The 22974-nt window shown below is 61.6% G+C and carries 18 protein-coding genes; 4 read left to right on the top strand and 14 right to left on the bottom strand.

The window, feature by feature from the left end:
• Positions 1-74: 74 nt before the first annotated feature.
• The 8 genes from KW846_RS21710 to glgA all read right to left on the bottom strand — a co-directional run bounded on the left by KW846_RS21710 (position 75) and on the right by glgA (position 13072).
• On the bottom strand, positions 75-875 hold the full coding sequence (locus tag KW846_RS21710; RefSeq protein WP_218485118.1) for an endonuclease/exonuclease/phosphatase family protein: 801 nt from the start codon (positions 873-875) through the stop codon (positions 75-77).
• A gap of 243 nt (positions 876-1118) precedes the next feature.
• Positions 1119-1877, bottom strand: coding sequence for a PIG-L deacetylase family protein (locus KW846_RS21705; RefSeq protein ID WP_218474145.1), 759 nt, complete (start codon positions 1875-1877; stop codon positions 1119-1121).
• Positions 1878-2092: 215 nt separating this feature from the next.
• Complete coding sequence (gene glgX / locus KW846_RS21700; RefSeq protein ID WP_218485116.1) at positions 2093-4255, bottom strand: glycogen debranching protein GlgX; 2163 nt, start codon at positions 4253-4255, stop codon at positions 2093-2095.
• A gap of 216 nt (positions 4256-4471) precedes the next feature.
• The gene (locus KW846_RS21695; RefSeq protein WP_116579320.1) at positions 4472-4792 is read right to left on the bottom strand and encodes a DUF2934 domain-containing protein; all 321 of its coding nucleotides are present in this window, start codon (positions 4790-4792) and stop codon (positions 4472-4474) included.
• 21 nt (positions 4793-4813) lie between these two features.
• Positions 4814-7609: a malto-oligosyltrehalose synthase gene (locus KW846_RS21690; RefSeq protein ID WP_218485113.1), complete on the bottom strand. Its 2796-nt coding sequence runs from the start codon at positions 7607-7609 to the stop codon at positions 4814-4816.
• The gene (gene malQ / locus KW846_RS21685; RefSeq protein WP_218485111.1) at positions 7606-9684 is read right to left on the bottom strand and encodes a 4-alpha-glucanotransferase; all 2079 of its coding nucleotides are present in this window, start codon (positions 9682-9684) and stop codon (positions 7606-7608) included. Before malQ ends, KW846_RS21690 begins: the two co-directional genes overlap by 4 nt.
• Positions 9677-11476: a malto-oligosyltrehalose trehalohydrolase gene (gene treZ / locus KW846_RS21680; RefSeq protein WP_218485109.1), complete on the bottom strand. Its 1800-nt coding sequence runs from the start codon at positions 11474-11476 to the stop codon at positions 9677-9679. Before treZ ends, malQ begins: the two co-directional genes overlap by 8 nt.
• 12 nt (positions 11477-11488) lie before the next feature.
• On the bottom strand, positions 11489-13072 hold the full coding sequence (gene glgA / locus KW846_RS21675) for a glycogen synthase GlgA (RefSeq protein ID WP_095967073.1): 1584 nt from the start codon (positions 13070-13072) through the stop codon (positions 11489-11491).
• A gap of 559 nt (positions 13073-13631) precedes the next feature.
• On the opposite strand from glgA, the gene KW846_RS21670 reads away from it, so the two are divergent.
• A complete protein-coding gene (locus tag KW846_RS21670) occupies positions 13632-14444 on the top strand; it encodes a crotonase/enoyl-CoA hydratase family protein (RefSeq protein WP_007974277.1) in 813 nt (270 codons plus the stop codon).
• Positions 14445-14450: 6 nt separating this feature from the next.
• A complete protein-coding gene (gene nudC, locus KW846_RS21665; RefSeq protein ID WP_104448286.1) occupies positions 14451-15281 on the top strand; it encodes an NAD(+) diphosphatase in 831 nt (276 codons plus the stop codon).
• Here the strand turns inward: nudC and KW846_RS21660 are convergent.
• From KW846_RS21660 to KW846_RS21650, 3 genes are all read right to left on the bottom strand, one after another.
• The gene (locus KW846_RS21660) at positions 15249-16028 is read right to left on the bottom strand and encodes a TSUP family transporter (RefSeq protein WP_007974280.1); all 780 of its coding nucleotides are present in this window, start codon (positions 16026-16028) and stop codon (positions 15249-15251) included. The two genes, nudC and KW846_RS21660, sit on opposite strands and share 33 nt — an antisense overlap.
• A gap of 205 nt (positions 16029-16233) precedes the next feature.
• Positions 16234-16710, bottom strand: coding sequence for a nuclear transport factor 2 family protein (locus KW846_RS21655; RefSeq protein WP_218485108.1), 477 nt, complete (start codon positions 16708-16710; stop codon positions 16234-16236).
• Positions 16711-16765: 55 nt separating this feature from the next.
• The gene (locus KW846_RS21650) at positions 16766-17329 is read right to left on the bottom strand and encodes a TetR/AcrR family transcriptional regulator (RefSeq protein ID WP_033047828.1); all 564 of its coding nucleotides are present in this window, start codon (positions 17327-17329) and stop codon (positions 16766-16768) included.
• A 218-nt stretch (positions 17330-17547) separates the two neighbouring features.
• Here KW846_RS21650 and pssA point away from each other — a divergent pair, with 218 nt between their 5' ends.
• Together pssA and KW846_RS21640 are read left to right on the top strand one after the other, a co-directional pair.
• Positions 17548-18891, top strand: a complete 1344-nt coding sequence (gene pssA / locus KW846_RS21645) for a CDP-diacylglycerol--serine O-phosphatidyltransferase (protein ID WP_218485105.1) — start codon at positions 17548-17550, stop codon at positions 18889-18891.
• Between the two features lie 163 nt (positions 18892-19054).
• The gene (locus KW846_RS21640; protein WP_218485102.1) at positions 19055-20071 is read left to right on the top strand and encodes an AraC family transcriptional regulator; all 1017 of its coding nucleotides are present in this window, start codon (positions 19055-19057) and stop codon (positions 20069-20071) included.
• Positions 20072-20098: 27 nt separating this feature from the next.
• On the opposite strand, the gene KW846_RS21635 is transcribed toward KW846_RS21640, so the two are convergent.
• From KW846_RS21635 to KW846_RS21625, 3 genes are all read right to left on the bottom strand, one after another.
• A complete protein-coding gene (locus tag KW846_RS21635) occupies positions 20099-20569 on the bottom strand; it encodes an LEA type 2 family protein (RefSeq protein ID WP_218485100.1) in 471 nt (156 codons plus the stop codon).
• 67 nt (positions 20570-20636) lie between these two features.
• On the bottom strand, positions 20637-22100 hold the full coding sequence (locus KW846_RS21630; protein WP_218485098.1) for a nucleobase:cation symporter-2 family protein: 1464 nt from the start codon (positions 22098-22100) through the stop codon (positions 20637-20639).
• Positions 22101-22197: 97 nt separating this feature from the next.
• Positions 22198-22905 carry an HPP family protein gene (locus KW846_RS21625; RefSeq protein ID WP_218485095.1) on the bottom strand — a complete coding sequence of 236 codons (708 nt, stop codon included), beginning with the start codon at positions 22903-22905 and terminating at the stop codon, positions 22198-22200.
• Between the last annotated feature and the right edge of the window lie 69 nt (positions 22906-22974).

Raw genomic sequence — 22974 nt, 5'->3', positions numbered from 1 at the left:
GATCCAACATGGCTACTGTCAGAAATAACAGGTGGGGGACGATTTCTCGGTACTTCACACTCAATCGCCGCGATTCAAAGATGCACTTCCACCGCCAACGGCAAATGGTCGGAAAGGTGCGTCCACGGCTTGTTGCCGAGTATCTGCGGCTCATGGCTGCTGGCATTGCGCAGGTAGATGCGATCCAGGCGCAACAGGGGGAACCGCGCGGGGTAGGTTTTGGCCGGGCGGCCATGGTGGCGTTCGAAGGCTTCGTGCAGGTAGTCGCGGCGGGCAAGGGCGGCATTGCCCTGCATCTGCCAGTCGTTGAAGTCGCCGGCAATGATCACCGGCGCATCATCCGGCAAAGACTCTAGGAGCTGGCAGAGCAGTTGCAATTGCAGCTGACGATGGCTTTCCAGCAGGCTGAGGTGCACGCAGATGGCATGCACTTCGCTGTGCCCCGGCACGTCCAGCACGCAGTGCAGCAAGCCGCGGCGTTCCGGGCCGGTAATGGAGACATCCAGGTTGCGGTATTCGCGGATCGGGTATTTCGACAGCAGGGCATTGCCATGGTGACCGTCGGGATACACGGCATTGCGCCCATAGGCGAAGTCGCTCCACATGCTGTCGGCAAGGAATTCGTATTGCGAGGTCTGTGGCCAATCGTTGTAGCGTGAGGAGTGGCGGTCGTGCTCGCCGACCACTTCCTGCAGAAACACCAGGTCCGCCGACGTACTGCGCACGGCTTCACGCAGTTCGGGGAGGATGAAGCGCCGGTTGAGCGCGGTAAATCCCTTGTGGGTGTTGACCGTCAGCACGCGCAGTCGGTGGATGTCCGGGGGAGTACTCAACGGCACCGATTCAGCTGTTTGCCGCTTGGAATGACTGGCCACGTTCGCTCCTGTGATTGGGGGCTGCCTATGCATGCGACTGATGCATGGACGGGCAGTTCAGTTTGCCTTTAACGCCGACGCGCCAGATCTGACACTCTGCGTTTAACATCGGCGACCAATGCCCCCTGTAGGAGCGAGCTTGCTCGCGAAAAACCTGAGAGCACCGCGGGGTGTCAGGCTCCCCGCATCATCATTGACCTCCATCGCGAGCCAGCTCGCTCCTACAGAAAAGCACAGGGGGGCTTAGACGAAGACGATTTCATAAGGCAAACGGATGCGCTCCAGCAGCGTGCGCGGCATCAACGGCGCAAGGCCGATGGCGGGTTCACCGTCGAGTTGGCTGGCGTAGGCGTGGGTGGCGTGGCTCTTGCGGGCGACGGTCCAGGCATCGAGGCGCACCTTGCGCGCACGGTGCCAGGGGATCAGCTCCCGGTCCCGCGCCGGCCAGTGCCAGGCCCTGAACGGCACGTCGTTGTAGGTGGCTCCCACACTGGCCGCCGCCCTGGCACTGGCACGGCCGACGGTGTCGTGGTCGACGTTGCCGTCTTCGCACCAGGTGCTGAACACCACATCACCCGGGCGCAGGTAGCGCGCGATGAACTGGGCGATCCGTTCTTCGTGTTCCACCAGGGCGTTGTCGGTAAACCCGCCACGGATCCACTTCAGGCTGTGCATCGGCAACCCGAGTCGGCGGATGGCTTCCACGCTTTCCTGGGGACGAAACACACTGAGGCGTTTTTCCGACCACTGCCGAGAGCCGGGATGGCTGGCGCTGCCGTCGGTGATCGAGATCAATTGCAGCGGGTGGCCCAGGTTGCTGAGCAATTGCAGCAGGCCGCCGCAGGTCACGACTTCATCGCCGGGGTGCGGGGCAATGAGCACTGCGCGAGCACCGGCAGGCACCAGGGATTGGGTGTTGATGACCGCAATGCTGTCCAGTTGCGGGGCACTGTTCCAGATCTGGGAGGGCAGGCTGGCTTCGCTGAGGGAAACGGATTTCATGGGTATACGTCCTTGTGCTGCTTCGCCTTCAGTCGTGCGCGGGACAAGCCCGGCCGACCCGTGAGGGCTGGTGGATAGCGAGGTGCGACAACCCCAACCCTGGATCGCCGCGAATCGAGTATTGCTCATGCAACGCTATTCGTCGCGTCGCGAACCCGGCCAAAATGATTTTTCCGCTCTGCGGCAGTGGCGCGCTGAATGCCTGAGCCTCGTTGTCACTCCTCTTCCTCATGCTGCAACTCGAACAGCAGCAATGAACGACCGGTCACCGAGTACTCGTGGCCGAACTCGAAGCGTTCCTGGCCTCGGATCGACGGCTGGTTGGTGTCGATCATGCACGTCCAGAAACCGCCGTCAGGCACTTCCGGCAGGCGGAAATTGACGATGTCGTGATGCGCATTGACCACCAGCATCAGCGTCGCGTCGGCGCCTTTGCGGCGAATGCCGGTTTCCTGGGCGCGGCCATCGAGCAGCATGCCCAGGCAGCGGTTGTGCGCATCGTGCCAATGCTCGGTGGTCATTTCCGTGCCGTCCGGCGCCAACCAGGTCACGTCCTTGACGCCGATGTCTTCGTTGTAGTTGCCCACCAGAAAACGCCCGCGGCGCAGGATCGGGTAGGTCAGGCGCAACTTGATCAGGCGCTTGACGAACTTGAGCAGAGCCTTGCCGTCTTCGCTGAGGTCCCAGTTGACCCAGCCGATCTCGCTGTCCTGGCAATACGCATTGTTGTTGCCCTCCTGGGTGCGGGCGAACTCGTCGCCGGCCACCAGCATCGGCGTGCCCTGGGCCAGCAGCAGGGTGGCGAAGAAATTGCGCATCTGCCGATGGCGCAGCGCGTTGATCTCGGGATCATCGGTGGGGCCTTCGACGCCGTGGTTCCAGGACAGGTTGTTGTTGCTGCCGTCCTGATTGTTTTCGTCGTTGGCCTCGTTGTGCTTGTCGTTGTAAGAGACAAGGTCGTTGAGGGTGAAGCCGTCATGGGCCGTGACGAAGTTCAGCGATGAGTAGGGGCGGCGACCCCGTTCATTGAACATATCGCCCGAAGCGGTCAGGCGGCTGGCGAAGTCCGCCAGTTGACCGTCGTCGCCCTTCCAGAATGCGCGCACGGTGTCGCGGAATTTGTCGTTCCACTCGACCCAGCCTGGTGGAAAATTGCCGACCTGATAACCGCCAGGGCCACAGTCCCAGGGTTCGGAGATCAGCTTGACCTGGCGCAACACCGGGTCCTGGCGGCAGGCGACGAGGAAACTGTGGCGCTCATCAAAACCGTCGTGATAGCGCCCGAGTATGGTCGCCAGGTCGAAACGGAACCCGTCCACGTGCATTTCCGAAGCCCAGTAGCGCAGGGAGTCGGTGACCATCTGCAGCACGCACGGATGACTCAGGTCCAGGGTGTTGCCGGTGCCGGAGTCGTTGATATAGAAGCGCTTGTCATCGGGCTTGAGGCGGTAGTAGGACGCGTTGTCGATGCCGCGCATGGACAGGGTCGGGCCTTGCTCGTTGCCTTCGGCGGTGTGGTTGTAGACCACGTCGAGGATCACTTCCAGATTCGCTTCGTGCAGGTGCGCGACCATTTCCTTGAACTCGGCAATCTTGCCACTGGCCAGGTAACGCGGGTCGGGGGCGAAGAACGCGATGCTGTTGTAGCCCCAGTAATTGGTCATGCCCTTGTGCAGCAAATGCTGGTCGTTGACGAACGCGTGGATCGGCAGCAACTCCACGGTTGACACGCCGAGCTTGCGGATGTGCTCCAACACGTCATCGACCATCAGCCCGGCAAAGGTTCCGCGCAGGTTTTCCGGGACCGAAGGGTGACGCATGCTGAAGCCGCGCACATGGGTTTCATAAATGATCGTCTTGTCCCACGGTACGCTGACGCGGTGGTCGTGGCCCCAGGTGTGCGCCGGGTCGATGACCTTGCACTTGGGTACGAAGGGCGCGCTGTCACGTTCATCGAAGCTGAGGTCGGCGTCGGGGTGGCCGATGGTGTAGCCGAACAGCGCTTCGGACCATTTCAACTTGCCGACCAGTTGTTTGGCGTAGGGGTCGATCAGCAGTTTGTTGGGGTTGAAGCGATGACCGTTGGCCGGGTCGTACGGACCGTAGACGCGATAACCGTAAATCAGCCCGGGATGAGCATCGGGCAGGTAGCCGTGGAAGATCTCGTCGGTGTATTCGGGCAGTTCGATGCGTTCGAGCTCAACCTCGCCGCTGTCGTCGAACAGGCACAGTTCAACCCGAGTGGCGTGGGCGGAAAACAGGGCGAAGTTGACTCCCAGTCCGTCCCAGGTGGCACCCAGCGGGAAGGGCAGGCCTTCACGGATTCGCGTGGCTTCAGCGCGGGGGGCTGGCGCGGGGGCTTTCTTTGGGCTGGTCATAAGTGCTCCTGGCTACAAATACTCGCTGATCAGCATTGCAACCTGTGGGAGCGAGCTTGCTCGCGAAGGCGGTGTGTCAGGCAACATCAATGCTGGATGTGATGGCCTCTTCGCGGGCAAGCCCGCTCCCACAGTGTTTGGTGGTGTGGCTGCAAGTTCCCTGTGGGAGCGGCGGTGCGACGATTCGACTTGCCCGCGAAGGGGCCTCAAGACAAATCAAACCGCGGGCGGTTTTCGTGGTGCTCGAGGCTTTTTCTCGACGGCCTTTTCTCCCGGCGGGATCACTTTCGAGGCCGCTGCGGGCTTGGCCTTGGTTTTGGGCGCAACGACTTTGCTTTCACCGGCCTTGCCATTGGCCGTTTTGCTGACCGGGGTTTTGCTCGCCGCTGCCTTGGCAGGTTTCTTTGGTGCCAGGGCTTCGGCTTCCGCCAGTTTGCATGCCATCTCCCAGTGGCGGGCTTCCTGACCTTCTGGTTTTCCTTCGGACTCCCAGATCTGATAGGCGAATTCGCGGATGCGTTTATCGTCGGTACTCATCGCTATGCTCCTGAACTGAACTCAAGTGTGGTTAGTTTGAATAATGAGATTGACCGGGAAATCCCCCAGAGCGGCGCTGATCAGCAGCTCTCTGTGTTGTGTGACTGTGATGCCGGTGAAAAGTCCCTTTAGATGTTCGTCCGCAACGGTGAACGGCAGTTTGACCCGGGTATCGCCCCACAGCGGCGCGTGGACCTGGGGTACGGCACTGTTTTCCAGCAGTTCGGCACAGCGTATCGGCACAATCACGATGGCGCGTTCTTCCTCCCGTTCGCGGACAAAAGCCAGCACTCGATGGGCCTCGCTGCCCAGCACGTCCAGGGCCTGGTAGGTACCACGCCGAAACAGCTCGGCATGTTCGGCGCGCAGGCCCAGGGTACGCGCAACCAGGGCTTGCTTGATGCGCCCGTCCTGCCAGTTCGATAACAGGTCCGGCAGGTCTACCCTGTGCTGCAGTGCCTGCTGGCGACTGGCGTAATCCACGGGGCGACGGTTGTCCGGGTCGACCAGGCTGAAGTCCCAGAAATCGTTGCCCTGATACAAATCCGGCACGCCGGGCACCGTCATGCGCAGCAAGGTTTGCGCCAAACCGTTAAGGGCACCGGGGGCGGCAATCGATCGGGCCGCCCTGGCGAGGGCCGCACGCAGCAGCTCACCTTCGGGGCTGAGCAACAGGCGCTGGATAAAGTCCTCGATCGCTTGCTCGTAAGCGTCATTGGGCGCGCTCCAGCTGGTTTGCAGCTTGGCTTCGCGCAGGGCCTTGCGCTGCCATTGCCAGAGGCGTTTGGCGTAGTCCTCGAGCGCCGACGGATTATCGATAGCCAACTCCAGCGGCCAACTGCCGAGGATCGCCTGATACAGAATCAACTCATCGCCCGCCGACGGCACTTGATCGTCCTGGCGCAATGGCCGGGCGAGGGCGCGCCACAGGCCGATCTGCTCGCTGTACCAGCCGCTGCGTTCACTCAGTACCGCCAGCCGCGCGCGTGAGTCTTCGCCACGCTTGTGGTCGTGGGTAGCGCTGGCCAGCAGATTGTCCGGGAAGTTTTCAAGGCGCTCGATGCAGGCCCGATGAAAGTCGGCAAACGGCGCACTGAACTGCTCGGTGCTGAACCCCACGTCATTGCGCGAGAGCAGGACGGCCGAACGATAGAACGCAGTGTCTTCCACCGCTTTTGCCGCGGCAGGCGAGGTCAGTTGCTGGAAGCGCACGCAGGCGTGCTTGAGGCGTTTGCGCTGGCGACCGACCGGGCGTTGCCGCCAGGGCTCGCCACCGAGCCAGCCGGCCAGGCAATCGAGCACCGGCCAGTCTGCCTCGCCCAGGGTTTGGCGGGCGCCGGCCATGGCCTTCTGGAAAAACACCTCGTCCTGGCCTGTCCGGCCGAGGGGGCCGATGTAGGTGCGGTACACCGGGAAATGCACGATCAGCGCCTGCAAGGCCCGGCGAATCGCACCGAGGGTCAAGTCGCGGGTCATGAGATTGTCTCGGGCCACTTGCAGCAAGGCCTGGGCGACGCTTTCGAAATCACCGGCCAGGGAACCGTTGAGGATTTGCTGGCGGGCCAGTTGTGCTTCCTGGGAGAAATCAGCGGGCCGCTCACTGTGGCGCTGCCAGAGTTTGGCCAGTGTCTGCTCGCCCCGTGGGTCGTGTTGCAGCAGTGACAGCTGGTTCATGAATTCATAACCGGTGGTGCCGTCCACTGACCAGTCGAGGTGCAGAGGCTCGCCTTCGCCGAGGATTTTTTCGACAAAGATCGGCAGATGGCGGCCTGTGGACAGGCTGTCGACCCGACGCCGCAGCTTTCGGCAGTAGCCTCGCGGGTCGGCGAGGCCGTCGATGTGGTCGATGCGCAACCCGTCGATCAGCCCCTCGGCCACCAGTTGGAAGATCTTCGCGTGGGTGGCTTCGAACACCGCGGGACGCTCGACGCGCAATCCGCCCAGTTCGTTGATATCAAAGAAGCGCCGCCAGTTGATGTCATCGGCGGCCGTGCGCCAGCTGGCGAGGCGATAGCTCTGGCGCTCCAGCAGGTTATGCAGGCGCTGGAAGCCTTCGTGGGTCAGTGAGTCGTAGTGCTTCAGGTGCCGGTCAATGGCTTGAGCAATAAGCGGATCGCTGACCAGATCGCGCAGTTCCGCTTTCAGCGGTATGGCCAAACTGTGGGCGTCGGTCTGGTAGCTCAGGGTGCTGAAGCGATCGGCCAGGTTTTTCAGTTGTTCGGCCTGCTCCGTATCGAGCGCTGCATCGGTCTTGAGCAGTTCGCCGTAATCCCAGGGGCAAATGGGAAAGCGATGTTCGTAGTGCTCGACATGGAAGCTGCCGTGCCAGGCATCGAAGCGCAAGGGCAGGGTGCCGTCCTGCAACGCCACGCCGTAATCGCTGCCCAGGAACGGCAGGAGCAACTGGCCTTCCATCAACGGATCGGGAGAGTGCCACTGGATGTCGAAAAACTCGCCGTAGGGGCTCAGGCGTCCCCACTCCAACAGGTCCAGCCACCAGGGATTGTCAGCGCCGCCGACCGCCATGTGGTTGGAGACAATGTCGAGGATCAACCCCATGTTCTGCTCGTGCAAGGCGTTGACCAGGTTGCGCAGCGCCACTTCGCCACCCAGTTCCGGGTTGACCCTGGTCGGGTCCACCACGTCATAGCCATGCATCGATCCGGCTCGGGCACGCAACAGCGGGGAGGCGTAGACATGGCTGATGCCCAGGCGCGCGAAATACGGCACCAGCGGCACTGCGTCTTCCAGCGTGAAGCCTTTATGAAATTGCAGGCGCAGCGTCGCGCGCAGCGGGCGGGTAGGCTGTCGGGTCATCGGTCACGCTCGGCCGCCTGCAGTCGCGCACAGGCAAGCAGTTCCAGGCGCCGCGCGGCATCCGGTCCATCGAGCAGGGCTTCGCTGTAACCCGGCAGGCGGCGCGACCAGTTTGGGTGGGTGTCGATGGTGCCGGGCAGGTTGGCCTGTTGTTCCACGCCAAGGGCATCTTCCAGCGGCAGCAGCACCAAGGGGGCCCGGGTATGACCGAGAAAACGCACGCTGGCATCGAGCACCTGGTCGGTTTCGTGGGATTCTTCACGGAAGTTCTGCGGGTCCTGGCTCAGTGCCCGGCGCAGGCCCTCGCGCTCGCGCTCGCGATGCTGGCGCCATTCGATCTCACCGCTGGCGTCGACCATGCCGAGCCGGGCGTTCCAGTCGATGTCGCGACCATGCCACCAGCCGTTGAGGGTGGGCAGGTCATGGGTACTGGTGGTCGCCAGGGCGTTGTCCGGCCAGTCGAGGATCGGCTTGAAGTGCGTGTTGTCCTGCTCGAACAGCAGCACCCGCATGCCGAGCATCGAACGGGCGATGAGTTTTTCCCGCAGGCCGTCCGGCACGGTGCCGAGGTCTTCGCCGAGGACGATGGCCTGGTGCCGATGGGATTCCAGGGTCAACAAGCGCAGCAGGTCGTCCACCGGGTAATACAGGTAGGCGCCGTCGGCTGGCGGTGAGCCGTTGGGGATCACCCACAGCCGCTGCAGTCCCATGACGTGATCGATACGCAAGCCACCACAATGGGCGAAATTGGCCCGCAGCATTTCGATGAATGCCCGGAAACCATTGCGTACCAGCCCTTCAGGGGAGAACGCGGAAATTCCCCAGCCCTGGCCCGTGCGGTTGAGTATGTCCGGTGGTGCGCCGACGGTGAGGGACGCGAGCAGTTCGTCCTGACGGCTCCACGCCTGGCTGCCGCCGCCATCGGCGCCAACGGCCAAGTCAGCGATCAGGCCGATGCTCATGCCGCTGGCACGGGCGGCGGTTTGCGCGCGTTCCAGGCAGCGAGTGATCAGCCACTGGCAGAAGGCGAAGAAGCCGATGCGCCCGGCATTCTCTTCGGCAAAAGCCGCGAGTTCGGCGCTGCGCGGATTACGCCAGGGTTCGGGCCACAGTCGCCAGTCGAGGCCTTCACCGCGGGCGGCGCGTGCCTCCTGTATGGCTTCGAAGCGACAGTGGTTTTCCAGCGCTTCGCCGGCAGCGTGACGAAAACTGCTGAAGTCTTCGTGCAAGGGGTGTTCACCCTGGACAAAACCTTCGTACAGCGACTGCAACAGCCGATGCTTGGCTTCGGCGGCGGCCGGCCAGTCAATCAGCGCACGCTCCTCCAGCGCCTTGAGCTCAATGGCCAGCCCGGTTGCATCGATCGCGGTGCGCAGGGCGCGCTCGCCGAGAATGGTGCCGGGGGCGCAGTAAAGGCTGTTGAGAAACAGACGGCTGGACGGCGAATACGGGCTGTAGCGTTGGGTGTCATTGGAAAACATTGCATGCAAGGGGCTGATCGCCAGCGCCTCGGCGCCACGTTCACCGGCCACCCGGGCGAGGTCCTCCAGCGCCTGGGTGTCACCAAACCCGCCATCGCCAGGGCGGCGCAAGGCATACAATTGCACGCTCAGGCCCCAGGCACGCGGGATCGGGTTATCCACGGCATCGGCGACGCTGTAACAACGGGGTGGGGCCACCGCCAGGGTGAAGGTTTGTCCGTCGATACTGACCTGTTGATAGCCGACCGGTACCAGCCCCGGCAGTTTTGCGTTGGCGTCCAGCTTGAGGTTGAGCCGCGAACCGTCTTCGAGGTGGATTTCGCAAGGGGTTTCAGGTGCAAAGAAACGCGCCAGATCCAGGCCAACTCCAACATCGGCGGTGATCAATGGCGGCAAGTGATGGGTCTGTTGCGCCGCTTGCAATTCCAGCAGGCTGGCGTCGATTTCCTGGGCGCTGCCTGCCGGGTGGCCAAGGCCGGTCAGCACATTGCGCAACACGGAGGGTGCGACTTTTTGCGGGCGGCCGTTGGCGTCGATCCAGTCGACCGCGAGGCCGGCACGGCTGGCCAGAATTTCCAGTTGCGCATCACTCATGGACGCTCTCCATACGAAGTGGCATAGGGGCTGCGGCGGCGAGACTGACGAGCGCGCAATACGGGGCAAGGGTGCCCTGGTCCAGCAGATCGGCGCTCTGTGGCGGGTATTCGAACAACCGCGTGGCACCGGTCTGTGAGGAGTGGACTACGGGCTTGTCGCTGAGGTTCAGGTCAATGCGCAGCTCGCTGCCATCGCCCAGGCGCCAGGCGGCACTGACCGCGCCTTCGCCCAGCTCGTCAGCCCCCAGTGCCTGGGTGCCCGGCAAACGGGGGATGAGGAGCCGGTGACGGATCTGCAACAGCCGGCAATACAGGTCGTGCATCTCAGTATGGCCGGTCGAAGGCAGGACAGGGCGGGACGCTGAAAATGTCTGCGGATCGTTCGGGTCAGGAATGTGCTCGCGCAGGAGTGGATCGGCAAACACGCTGAACGCCGCGAACTCGTTGCGCCGGCCGTCCCGTACCAACTTGGCCAACTCACCGTGATGGCTGGTGAAATACAGGAAGGGTTGCTCGACGGCGAACTCGTCGCCCATGAACAGCAGCGGAATCATCGGCGACAACAGCAGCAACACCGTGGCGGCCCGCAGCGCTTGCGGGTGGGCGAGTTGATGCAGGCGCTCGCCGAAGGCCCGGTTGCCGATCTGGTCATGGTTCTGCAGGAACAGGATGAAAGCGCCGGGTGGCAAGTGCCCGCTGGGTTCACCGCGTGCCACGCCATGGCGATTGACATGACCCTGGAACACGAAACCCTGGCTCAGGCAGCGCGCCAGTTGTTCGGTGGGGTTGTGCGCGTAGTCGGCGTAATAGGCCTCGGTTTCGCCGGTCAGTAACACATGCAGGGCATTGTGGCCGTCATCGTTCCACTGCGCGTCGTAACCCTGCTCGAGCAGGCCGGCCTGGTTGTGTTCGTTCTCCACCATCAGCCACACATGCCGCGCCGATCCCGTCTGCTGGCGCACCCGTTGTGCCAGTTCCTGGAGGAAATCCGGGTCTTCGATGGCGTGCACCGCGTCCAGACGCAAACCGTCGAAACGGTATTCGAGCAGCCACATCAAGGCGTTTTCGATGAAAAAGTCCCGGACTTCGCGGCGGCGAAAATCGATGGCCGCGCCCCACGGCGTCTGTTTGTCTTCGCGAAAGAAGCCCTTGGCATAATGATGCAGGTAATTGCCGTGCGGACCGAAGTGGTTGTAGACCACGTCGAGAATCACCGCCAGACCATGACCGTGGGCGGTGTCGATCAAGTGTTTGAGCTGCTCGGGTGACCCGTATGAAGCCTGGGGCGCGTAGGGCAGGACGCCGTCATAGCCCCAATTGCGCTCCCCGGGAAACTGCGCGATGGGCATCAGTTCGATCGCGGTGACGCCCAGCTCGACCAGGCGTGCCAGATGCTGCTCGACGGCACTGAAGCCGCCGAGGGCACCGACGTGCAACTCGTAGATCACCGCTTCGTTCCACGGCCGTCCCGGCCAGGCACTGTGTTGCCAGGCATAGGCCAGCGGATCGACCACCACACTGTGCCGGTCGATATCGCCGTCCTGAGCGCGGGAAGCCGGGTCGGGCACTTCCAGTTCGCCGTCGATGCTGTAGCGGTAACGCGTGCCCGCCGCGCATCGGGTATTGCTCACGAACCAGCCGTCGGCCTGGGGCAGCAACGGCAAGGACTGTCCATGTTCCAGTTCGACACTGACGTAAAACGCATCTGGCGCCCACAACGCGAATTGCGTGTGCTCTGCGTCCAGCATGATTGCGCCGTGGGGCCAGGTCTCAAGGGTCCGTAACGGCATCTTGAAAGCCTCTTACTGTTTGTTCGATTTCCCCAACGCTTTCGCCACAAGCTGTTCATAGAGTTCGGCGTAGGGTTCGACCGCCTTGCACCAGTTGAATGGCGCTGCCATGGCCCGGCAGCGCATGGCGTGCAGCAGGTCGGGGAAGGCGAACACCTTGAACGCGCGGCTCAGGGCTTCCTGGTAGCTCTGCACCGTTGATTCATCGAACAGGAAGCCGGTCACGCCGTTTTCGATGGTGTCGGCCAGGCCGCCGGTATTGCGCGCCACCGGCAACGAGCCGAAGCGCTGGGCGTACATCTGGCTCAGACCGCAGGGCTCGTAACGCGAAGGCATCAGCAGGAAGTCGCTGCCGGCGAACATGCGCCGGGCATCGGTTTCGTTAAAGCCGATGCGCACGCCGATCTGGCCGGGGAAACGCAGGGCCAGTTCGCGCATCGATTGCTCTTCTTCCGGCTCGCCACGACCGATGATCGCGATCTGCCCACCGGATTTGACGATGTATTCGGAAACCGCTTCGGTCAGGTCCAGGCCTTTCTGATAGACCAGGCGCGACACCACGGCGAACAGCGGCCCTTCGGAGTCTTGCAGGCCGAACAGCTCGCGCACATGGGCGGCGTTCACCGCCTTGCCATCCCAGTCGCCAATTTCGAACGGGCAGAACAGGTGCGGGTCGGTCGCCGCATCCCAGCTTTCATCGATGCCGTTGGGAATCCCGCTGAGCAGGCCTTGCTGGGTCTTGGCAGCGAGGAAACCGTCGAGTCCGCAGCCGAAATCCGGGGTGGTGATTTCCTGGGCGTAGGTCGCGCTGACGGTGGTGATGTGGCTCGAGTAGGCCATGCCGGCCTTGAGGAACGACATCTTGCCGTAGAACTCCATGCCTTCCTGTTGTAGCGCGTGATGAGGAATGCCCAGTTCGGGGCACGAGCCCAGGCTGGTCACGCCTTGATAGGCCAGGTTGTGAATGGTGAACAGTGTTGGTGTGCGCTGTCCGCGCCAGTGCATGTAGGCCGGGGCCAGGCCGGCCGGCCAGTCGTGGGCGTGCACCAGGTCCGGGCACCAGTGGATTTGCGCGAGGTTGGCGGCGATGTCGGCCGCCGCCAGGCCCAGGCGGGCGAAACGGATATGGTTGTCCGGCCAGTCGCGGCCGTTGTTGGCGCCGTAGGGTGAACCTTCGCGCTCGTAGAGTTCGGGGCAGATCAGTACGTAGATGACCAGACCATCGGGCATGTCCATGCGCCCGATCTTGCACGGTGGCAACGCGGCATGACCGCCGAGTTCACCGATGATATGGATGGGGTTCTCGCTGTGCAGCACCTGCGGGTAACCCGGGATCAACACTCGCACATCGTGCAGATGGGCCATGGCCCGTGGCAGCGCCGCGGAAACGTCGCCCAGGCCACCGGTTTTCACCAGGTCGGCAATTTCCGAGGTCACGAACAACACTTTCTTACGGTTCGGATTCTGCTGGGCTGCCGGAGTCAGCGTCCTGGTGCCGGGCACGCTGACGGGTTGGGTGTTCGCGGCAGTTACGGCGCTCGATTCGCCGACCTGATGAGCACGTTCTCCCTGTATTTCCAAAGCCGTACTGATCATATGAATCTCCCGTGCTGTTGATCTAATTCTTAGGTCTGGCAAACGGTGTTTCATGGCCAATTCCCGTGGCCGGGCGCAAAAGCGCTGCGCATCAGTGAGCAAGCGCTGCCCGATGCGTCGAAGCAAAAGGGGTGAATGGGCCGTTGCAAAGATTGCACCAGTCGCAACGCACCTTCTTGTCAGAGGACCGATCGGGAATGGAAAAAGTTTCGACTGTTTTTCCACTTTGTGACCGACCGGTTTCGCTTTGAGAAAATGAGTCTAGGCCAGAACTTAGAGCGGTAAAGGGCCAATGGCAAAATTGTTCGACAATCGGTTTGTAGCGGTACGGACGTGCCTGATCGAGGTGCAAACGCCCCGACGAAGTGCATGTTTTTTTGCGTTTTTGCCGCAAAAAGTCACCGGGCAGTCACATGAATGTGCGACGTGATCGAGCGGTCGCGCACCAATGCGGTGCGTGCGTTAAGTCCCGGATTTGGCTGAACCACTGCCTTACTGCCGGTCGCGATGCCTTGTTATAGTTCGGGCCTCGTTTTTTGCCCGCAAAAGGATCAATGGAATGTCTCAGTACAGCGCGTTCAACGTCGAACTGGTTGATAAAATCGCCCATGTGCAGATCAACCGGCCGGAGAAGATCAACTCGATGAACGCTGCGTTCTGGAGCGAGATCGTCGAGATCTTCCAGTGGATCGACGACACCGATGAAGTGCGCGTGGTGGTCCTCAGCGGGGCAGGCAAGCATTTCTCCTCGGGTATCGACCTGATGATGCTGGCCGGTGTGGCCAATGAACTGGGCAAGGACGTCGGCCGCAATGCGCGCCTGCTGCGGCGCAAAATCCTTACCCTGCAAGCGTCGTTCAATGCCGTCGACAACTGCCGCAAACCGGTGCTTGCAGCGATTCAGGGCTACTGCCTGGGTGGCGCCATCGACCTGATTGCCGCGTGCGACATGCGTTATGCCGCCGAGGACGCACAGTTCTCGATCAAGGAAATCGACATCGGCATGGCCGCCGACGTGGGCACGCTGCAACGCTTGCCGCGGATCATCGGTGACGGCATGCTGCGCGAACTGGCTTACACTGGTCGCACCTTTGGCGCCGACGAAGCGCGCAGCATGGGCCTGGTCAATCGCGTCTACAGCGACAACGCCAGCCTGCTCGACGGCGTCATGGGGATTGCCCGCGAAATTGCCGGCAAGTCGCCGATCGCCGTCACCGGCACCAAGGAGATGATCAGCTACATGCGTGACCATCGCATCGATGACGGCCTCGAATACATTGCCACCTGGAACGCCGCCATGTTGCAATCCACCGATCTGCGCGTGGCCATGGCCGCCCATATGAGCAAACAGAAACCCGAATTTCTGGATTGATTAACCATGATTCCTCGCTGGACCACTGCAGTACTGGATACCGATCAACCCGGCGGCTGGGCCGTCGCACGCAGCCCCGAAGGCTTTCTGTTCGATGACAATGGCGCCCTGTTTCCACGTGAATGGTTGAAGCGTCAGGACCTGTCGATTCTCGCCGAGCACGGCATCGGTCATCTCGATGGCGAGCCGGTCTATCTGCTGGAGCTGCGCAGTCAAAGCGAAGTGCCGGGCTGCAACTGGAAAGGCTTGCGGGCGTTCATGCTCGAAGGCGATCACACGGTCTACAAGGTGCTCGGTTACGCCGCACAGATCGGCACCTGGGCCCGTGAACACCGCTTTTGCGGCAATTGCGGCCAGGCGACCCATCAGGTGGTGCGTGAGCGGGCGATGTACTGCGAGCCGTGTGACTTGCGCTATTACCCGCGGATTTCACCGAGCATGATCGTACTGGTGACCCGTGGCGACGAGATTCTGTTGGGGCGTTCGCCACGTTTTGTGCCGGGGGTCTACAGCACCCTGGCCGGGTTTGCCGAGCCGGGCGAGTCGGCCGAGGACTGCCTGATTCGCGAGGTTCGCGAAGAGGTGAGCATCGAGGTCAGGAACATCCAGTACATGGGCAGCCAGTGCTGGCCGTTCCCGCACTCGATGATGCTCGGCTTCCATGCCGAATACGCCAGTGGCGAGATCGTCTGCCAGGAAGACGAGATCGAGGACGCCCAGTGGTTCAACGTGCACGCGCTGCCGCCGTTGCCGGCGTCGCGCTCGATTGCCCGTTACCTGATCGACGTCTACGTGGCGCGGCGTTTAGGCCACGCTGAACCAGTGCTGCCAGGCTAGGCGCACGGTCAGGCCCAACACCACGGTGATGAACACCGGACGAATGAATTTCGCGCCGCCGCTGATGGCGGTGCGGGCGCCGAAGAAGGCGCCGACCATCAATGACGAGCCCATGCACAGGCCGATGATCCAGTCCACCTGACCGGAAAAGATGAAGATCGACAGCGCCGCCGCGTTGCTGACGAAGTTCATGCTGCGCGCCACGCCGCTGGCTTTCACCAGGTCGATGGGGTAGAGCAACAGGCTGCTCACGGTCCAGAACGCGCCCGTGCCGGGACCGGCGACGCCGTCATAGAAACCGAGGCTGAAGCCCTGGGTCGACTGCCACGTTTTCTTGATCGGTGCATCGCTGTCCGTCGGCGCTTTCGGCGTGCCGCCAAACAATAGATAGACACCGCAGGCGAAGACGATCACCGGCAGCATTTTGTTCAGCCATTCCGCCGGCAAGTAGTGCGCGACCACGGCACCGGTCAGCGCGCCGACCAGTGTACCGACGATGGCGTGCACCCATTGCGCGGGGTGGAACAGCTTGCGTCGGTAGAAGGTGAAACTGGCAATCGCCGAGCCGAAGGTCGAACTGAGCTTGTTGGTGCCCAGCACCAGATGCGGCGGCAGGCCGGCGGTCAACAGGGCCGGGGTGGTCAACAGCCCACCGCCACCGGCGATGGCGTCGATGAAACCGGCAACAAAAGCGACAAGGGCCAGGATGGCCAGGGTGGAGAGGTCAACGCTGAGTTCGAAAGGCATGGGATCGGCTTATTCGGCGGGTGCAGAAAGAGGCTGCGGGGAAGGGGCGGTATGTTACCTGTAACCTTTGCATGATGCTTTGTGAACAACACAAAAACCTGTGGGAGCGGGCTTGCTCGCGAAGGGGCCATCAGATCCAACATTGATGTTGGCTGACACACCGCTTTCGCGAGCAAGCCCGCTCCCACAGGTGGTATCGGTGAGTTTACAGACCCAGATCCGACAGGCTCGGATGATCGTCAGGACGACGCCCCAGCGGCCAGTGGAACTTGCGCTCGCTTTCCTTGATCGGCATGTCGTTGATACAGGCAAAGCGATGGGCCATCAGGCCGTCCTCGTTGAACTCCCAGTTTTCGTTGCCGTAGGAACGGAACCAGTTGCCCGAGTCGTCGTGCCATTCATAGGCATAACGCACGGCGATGCGGTTGTCGGTAAAGGCCCAGAGTTCCTTGATCAGTCGATAATCCAGCTCCTTGGCCCATTTGCGGGTCAGGAAGCCTTTGGCTTCTTCGCGGTTATGGGCGAACTCGGCGCGGTTTCGCCACTGGGTGTCCAGGGTGTAGGCCAGGGACACGCGCTCCGGATCGCGGGAGTTCCAGCCATCCTCAGCCAGGCGAACTTTTTCAATGGCCGATTCACGGGTGAAAGGGGGCAATGGCGGACGAACTTCGGCATTAGACATTTCAAGTCTCCGTATCAAGTTAAAGTTAAAACAATTGTCGAGCTTGATCAGGTTGCTACAGGTCCAATAACTTTCGCGCCATGCATTGCGCATTATCGGCGGCACTGTGATCACCCGTTACAAGCGCCACGGTAATGGCACCATCGATCAGGATCAGCAGCTGTCTGGCCAGCGTCTGCGGATCCTCGGCACCATGTTCGGTACACAGCTCGCACACGTAGTCGAGCAGTTTCTGTTTATGTTCTTTGGCGACCAGGCGCACCGGGTCTTGCGGGTCGCCGGTTTCGCCACTGGTGTTGATGAAGGCGCAGCCGCGGAAACCTTCGGAGGCGAACCACGACTTGAGTACGGTAAACAGGTTCAGCAGCCGCCCGGCCGGCGTCTGTGCCTGGCCGACTTCGCTGCGGTACCAGTGCATCCAGCGCTGATCGCGGCGTTGCAGGGCGGCCACGACCAGTTCGTCCTTGTTGGCGAAGTAGCGGTAGATGCTTTTTCTGGAGACACCGGCGGTTTTCACCAGGAGATCCATGCCAGTGGCGGCTATGCCACTTTTGTAGATCAACTTTTCGGTGACATCCAGAATGATGTCGCGTGTGTCGTTGCTATTGATTTCGTTCATGTGGCTAACAGTAGAACGATCGTTCTCCTTGGTCAATCGATATTTTTGCAGTGCCTGATAAATGGTCTTCGCGAGCAAGCCCGCTCCCACATTTGAAATGCATTCCCCCTGTGGGAGCGGGCTTGCTCGCGAAGGGGACATTACAGACGGTAACAAGACCCGAACCTTTGCATGGTGTAAGCTCTCAGGTTCTTCGGATTCGACCCATTGCGAGCCCTATGCCGTCGCTTTTCAAACGTTCCCTGCTGCCCAAGCTGCGCAGTTTTCCGTTGACGGCCGATGCCGTCGGCATCCTTTCCGGCGCTGCCGAATTCCGTCGTTGCCTGCTTGAGCAAATCGCCAGCGCGACCCGGCGCATTTACATCGTTGCGCTGTACCTGCAACAGGATGAAGCCGGCCAGGAAATTCTCGATGCCTTGCACGCGGCCAAACTGGCGCGTCCGGAACTGGACGTGGTGGTGGTCGTCGACTGGCTGCGCGCCCAGCGCGGCCTGATCGGTGCCGGCAAGCAACCGGGCAACTCGGCCTGGTACCAGGAGATGACCCGCACCCACGAAAGCGTGGTGCCGATCTATGGCGTCCCGGTACAAACCCGCGAACTGTTCGGTGTGCTGCACCTCAAAGGCTTCGTGATCGATGATTGCGTGATCTACAGCGGCGCGAGCCTGAACAACGTCTACCTGCACAAGTTCGACAAGTACCGCTACGACCGTTATCACGTGCTGCACAATCGCAAACTGGCCGATTCGATGCAGCACCTGGTGCAGCACGGCCTGGTGGCTTCCAAAGCGGTGCACCGCCTTGACCTGCCGAACCTGCCGACGACCCGCAGCCTGCGCAATGACATCGGTGACCTGCGCAGCCGGCTCAAGCACGCGGCGTACGACACCACGCGAGGCACCACCGACCGGACCGGTCTGTCCGTCAGCCCGTTGCTCGGCGTCGGCAAGAATAATCCGCTGAACCGGGTGATCTGCGAGCTGATCGCCAGCGCCCAGCAGCAGCTGACCATTTGCACGCCGTACTTCAACCTGCCGCTGGCGATCATCCGCGAGATCAACCGCGCGCTGGCCCGTGGAGTGAAGATCGACATTGTGGTCGGTGACAAGACGGCCAATGACTTCTACATTCCGCCGAGCGAACCGTTCCGGGTCATTTCGGCGCTGCCGTACCTGTACGAAATCAGCTTGCGCCGGTTTGCCAAGCGTCATCAGCGCAACATCGACAGCGGTCAGTTGAACCTGCACCTGTGGCTTGATGGTGACAACACCTATCACCTCAAGGGCATGTGGATCGATCGGCGCTATACCTTGCTGACCGGCAACAACCTCAACCCGCGGGCGTTCCGGCTCGATCTGGAAAACGCCTTGTTGATCGATGATCCGCACGGCGAATGGCTAGAGCCGCGCCGTCAGGAACTGGCGGAGATTTTCCAGCACACCCGGCGAATCGAGCACTTCCAGAACCTGGAAACCCTCGCCGAATACCCGATGGGCGTGGCCAAGTTCCTCAAGCGCGTGAGTCGTGTGCGGATCGAGCGGCTGCTGTACCGGATTCTCTAAAAGATCGCAGCCTGCGGCAGCTCCTACAGGGATTTTGTCCGTTCGCGGCACTTGCGGCGTGTAGGAGCTGCCGCAGGCTGCGATCTTTTGATCTTGCTCGTTTTGGCTTTTGATCTTGTTAATATGCCCCCCACTCGAACAAGCACAGGGCTTGCCGCAATCCATGTCGGAAAAAGACACCATCTCCATCCAACTGGTGCGTGAAGCACTGTTGCAAAGCTGCGCGCCAGGCATCGACAAGGACGAGGTGTTGATCAAGGTCGGCATCGACCCTCAGCTGTTGGGCAATTCCGACGCCCGGGTTCCAGCCACCGCTTATGCGCGCCTGTGGCGATTGCTGGCACGGCGCGGGGATGACGAGTTTTTTGGCATGGACCCACGCAAACTCAAATCCGGCAGCTTCGCATTCCTGTGTCGCAGCGCCATGCTCCAACCCAACGTGGCGGCGGGACTGGCTGGCGGCCTGGCGTTTCTGTCGTTGATCCTCGAACACCTGCCGGCGCAGTTGGTGCGTCAGCAAAGCCTGGCGGAAATCGTCCTGCTCGAAGACGACAAAAAGCCACGCCGGGCCTTCACCTATTTCACCTACTGGATGATCGTCCACGGCGTTGCCTGCTGGCTGGCAGGGCGGCGGATTCCGATTCTGGCCATTGAACTGCGCTGTTCGAAACCGGATTTCTGCGATGACTATCAGGTGATGTTTTCCGAGAACCTGCGTTTCGACCGGCCGCGTACGCGGATGATTTTCTCCGCCGATTGCCTGGATCTGCCGATCAAGCGCAGCCCCGAAGAGCTCAAGCGATTCCTGGCCCTCGCGCCGGCGAACATTCTGGTGAAATACCGTGATCCGCAGAGCCTGGCCAGCCGGATCAAACACGATCTGCGTCACCTGCCGGCCGAGCACTGGCCGGAAACCGAGGCACTGGCGCAACGCCTGTGCATGTCGGCATCGACCTTGCGCCGCCGGCTCGCCGAAGAAGGGCAAACCTATCAAGGTCTCAAGGACAGCGTGCGCAAGGAGCTGGCGATCGTCTGGCTGGCCGAGCCGGCAATCAGCTTCAGCGAAATCGCCACGCGGCTGGGGTTTGCTGATGTCAGTTCGTTCTACAAGGCCTTTCGCAAGTGGTCAGGGTCAAATCCGGGGCATTACCGCAGCCTGATTCTCAATGACGTCGAGTAGATTCAGCGCCAGCCTGACCCTCTCTCGCTAGCGACTGCCAGTGGTCGACCCCGGCAGATTGAGGGTGCCGCTGTCGACGAAACGCATCGTGTTGAACAGCCCGCCCGAGAGCTTGCCGCGCAGGATATAAGGCATGTTGTTGAGGGTTTTCATCTGGCTGATGCCGTAAGTCTGGCGGATGAACGAAAATGCCGAAACGCTGACCGGCACGCTCACGACGGTGTCGGAAAAACGCCCGATCTCGCCCCTCTGATCGCTGACGCCCGAGGCGAATGGCTGGCCGTTGATGTCCAGATCCAGGGCGACGCCGCTGTAGGTGAGGTTGTAGTCATTGGGGTTTTGCACGCGGATTGTCACGGCAAAGCGTACTTCCATACCCTCGCCCTGCAGGGGCTCGATACCCACGACGTTGATTTTCAGCGGGTCTCGATTGGGCAGCGAGGAACAGGCGCTCAGGCAGAGCAGAATGGAAATCAGGACTGCGTGAACGCTGCGCATGGACGTGCTCTCATCTGAAAAAGGGCTGTACCGCCACCGGCTCAGCCCCTGAGCCCGTCCGGCGGTTTTACGGTGCGACCACCGCAGCCTTTGCGGGTTCATCCATGGTGGTCACATCGGGGTTCTGCATCACCTGAAGCACGGAGGCCTCCGGATCGAATTCGTCCTCTTCCAGCTCGATGAACTCCTCAGGCAGGAAGATATTAAGAACGATAGCGCACAGCGCGCCGACGGTGATGGGCGATTCGAAAATGTTGTGCAGGGCCTTGGGCAGTTCACGCAAGACTTCCGGCACGGCGGCCACCCCCAGGCCCATGCCGATGGAAATCGCCACGATCAGCATGTTGCGCCGATGCAGGCCGGCCTCGGCGAGAATCTTGATCCCGGCCACGGCGACGGTGCCGAACATCACCAGCTCCGCGCCGCCCAGCACCGGTTTGGGCATCAGTTGCAGTACCGCGCCGATCATCGGGAACAGGCCCAGCACCACCAGCAAACCGGCAATGAAAAACGCTACGTAACGACTGGCCACGCCCGTGAGCTGGATCACCCCGTTGTTCTGGGCGAAGGTCACCATTGGCATGCTGTTGAACACCGCCGCCATGGCCGAGTTGAGGCCATCGGCGAGCAGGCCGGACTTGATCCGGCGTATGTACACCGGGCCTTTGACCGGTTGCCGGGAAATCATCGAGTTGGCCGTGAGGTCACCGGCGGCTTCCAATGGCGAAACGAGGAAGATCACCGCCACCGGAATGAACGCCACCCAATCAAAGGAAAAACCGTACTTGAAAGGCACCGGTACGCTCATCAGCGGGACTTCGGGCAGGCCGTTGAAATCCACCTGGCCTGTGAGCCAGGCCACCCCGTAACCGAGAGTCAGACCGATGACAATCGCCCCCAGGCGCAGAAACGGCACATCGACCCGGTTCAACACCACGATGGTTCCCAGCACCAGCGCCGCCAGGGCCAGGTGACTGGCGGCCCCCAGGTCCTGGGCACCGAAGCCGCCGGCGATGTCGGTCATGGCCACCTTGATCAGCGACAAACCCATCAGCGTGATGATCGTCCCGGTCACCACCGGGGTGATCAGCATGCGCAGTTTGCCGATGAACTGGCTCAACACCACTTCAATGAACGCGGCAAAAAAACACACGCCGAAGATGGTCGAGAGAATCTCGTCGGTACCACCGCCCCGGGCCTTGACCATGAAGCCGGCGCTGAGAATCACACTGATGAACGAGAAACTGGTGCCTTGCAGGCACAACAGGCCCGAACCCACCGGGCCGAAGCGCCGCGCCTGGACGAAGGTGCCCAGGCCCGAGACGAACAACGCCATGCTGATCAGATAGGGAATTTCGCTTTGCAGGCCGAGCGCGCTGCCCATGATCAGCGTCGGGGTGATGATGCCGACGAAACTCGCCAGCACGTGTTGCAGGGCGGCGAAGACAGTGGCGGTCAGGTGCGGACGGTCATCGAGGCCGTAGATCAGGTCATTGTTACGTGGCGCGGGGGCTTTTTCGGAGGCGGTCATGGTGGTTTGCGTGCCAGAAGGCGGGCCGGGTCAGAAAATGGAGGCGCAGGATGCCAGAACCGCCCGGCCACGGCAAAAGATCCTCCAGAACAGGGGCTTACGGACGCGGGGCGAACACCTCGGTGACGCTGCGTCGTTTGGCGTGCAATTGGCTGGCCTGGATCAGCTGTTCGAGGTCCTCGGGCGTGACGTCATAGAAGGCTTCCATGTCCGCCAGCGCCAGTTTCAGGTCTTCAGCGGTGATGGCCTGACTGTCGACGGGCGGGTGATCGGCCGGGATCATGACGGTCGGTTCGCTGCTGCCCTTGGGGTAACGCACGCGGGTCAGGTTGTTGTAGGCGAGGGCGCAGAACAGCATCATCGCTGCGCTGAGCATGACCGGCTCAATGGCTTTCCAGTCCATGGCAATGGTCACCGGGTCGGCCAGCACCAGGGTCAGGGCCAATGCCCCGGCCGGTGGATGCAGGCAGCGCAACCAACACATCAGCAACACCGCCATGCCCGCCGCCAGACAGGCGCTCTCGAGGGTTCGCCCCAACACATGGGCCACCAGCAGCGCAATCACTGCAGCACACAAGTAGCCACCCAGAATCGACCAGGGCTGTGCGAGCGCTCCCGAAGATACGGCAAACAACAGCACCGCCGAGGCCCCCAGCGGACCGATCAGGTGCTGGGCCACCTCAATCCCAAACACTTGGCTACAGAGCCAGACGCTGAGCAGCGTGCCCAAGGCCATGCCGATGGCGGCGCGGCTCCATTCGGTGGGGCGGGTGTTGATGGCGACGGGCAACCAGCGGGCAAGCATTACGAGAAAACTCCGGCAGAAAAAATTGAGGCAAAAAAAGGGCTTAGCTGGGAAACCCAGAAAGCCCTT

Source organism: Pseudomonas sp. PDM32 (assembly GCF_019219225.1).
Classification (GTDB): Bacteria; Pseudomonadota; Gammaproteobacteria; order Pseudomonadales; family Pseudomonadaceae; genus Aquipseudomonas; species Aquipseudomonas laurylsulfatiphila.
This window is presented reverse-complemented; position numbering and strand designations above follow the sequence as displayed.

Coding starts and splice junctions, on each gene's coding strand:
- KW846_RS21695 (WP_116579320.1), bottom strand. CDS start 4,792: ATGAGTACCGACGATAAACGCATCCGCGAATTCGCCTATCAGATCTGG.
- KW846_RS21670 (WP_007974277.1), top strand. CDS start 13,632: ATGTCTCAGTACAGCGCGTTCAACGTCGAACTGGTTGATAAAATCGCC.
- nudC (WP_104448286.1), top strand. CDS start 14,451: ATGATTCCTCGCTGGACCACTGCAGTACTGGATACCGATCAACCCGGC.
- KW846_RS21705 (WP_218474145.1), bottom strand. CDS start 1,877: ATGAAATCCGTTTCCCTCAGCGAAGCCAGCCTGCCCTCCCAGATCTGG.
- KW846_RS21690 (WP_218485113.1), bottom strand. CDS start 7,609: ATGACCCGACAGCCTACCCGCCCGCTGCGCGCGACGCTGCGCCTGCAA.
- KW846_RS21625 (WP_218485095.1), bottom strand. CDS start 22,905: ATGCTTGCCCGCTGGTTGCCCGTCGCCATCAACACCCGCCCCACCGAA.
- KW846_RS21660 (WP_007974280.1), bottom strand. CDS start 16,028: ATGCCTTTCGAACTCAGCGTTGACCTCTCCACCCTGGCCATCCTGGCC.
- KW846_RS21650 (WP_033047828.1), bottom strand. CDS start 17,329: ATGAACGAAATCAATAGCAACGACACACGCGACATCATTCTGGATGTC.
- pssA (WP_218485105.1), top strand. CDS start 17,548: ATGCCGTCGCTTTTCAAACGTTCCCTGCTGCCCAAGCTGCGCAGTTTT.
- malQ (WP_218485111.1), bottom strand. CDS start 9,684: ATGAGTGATGCGCAACTGGAAATTCTGGCCAGCCGTGCCGGCCTCGCG.
- KW846_RS21640 (WP_218485102.1), top strand. CDS start 19,055: ATGTCGGAAAAAGACACCATCTCCATCCAACTGGTGCGTGAAGCACTG.
- KW846_RS21635 (WP_218485100.1), bottom strand. CDS start 20,569: ATGCGCAGCGTTCACGCAGTCCTGATTTCCATTCTGCTCTGCCTGAGC.
- KW846_RS21655 (WP_218485108.1), bottom strand. CDS start 16,710: ATGTCTAATGCCGAAGTTCGTCCGCCATTGCCCCCTTTCACCCGTGAA.
- treZ (WP_218485109.1), bottom strand. CDS start 11,476: ATGCCGTTACGGACCCTTGAGACCTGGCCCCACGGCGCAATCATGCTG.
- KW846_RS21630 (WP_218485098.1), bottom strand. CDS start 22,100: ATGACCGCCTCCGAAAAAGCCCCCGCGCCACGTAACAATGACCTGATC.
- glgA (WP_095967073.1), bottom strand. CDS start 13,072: ATGATCAGTACGGCTTTGGAAATACAGGGAGAACGTGCTCATCAGGTC.
- glgX (WP_218485116.1), bottom strand. CDS start 4,255: ATGACCAGCCCAAAGAAAGCCCCCGCGCCAGCCCCCCGCGCTGAAGCC.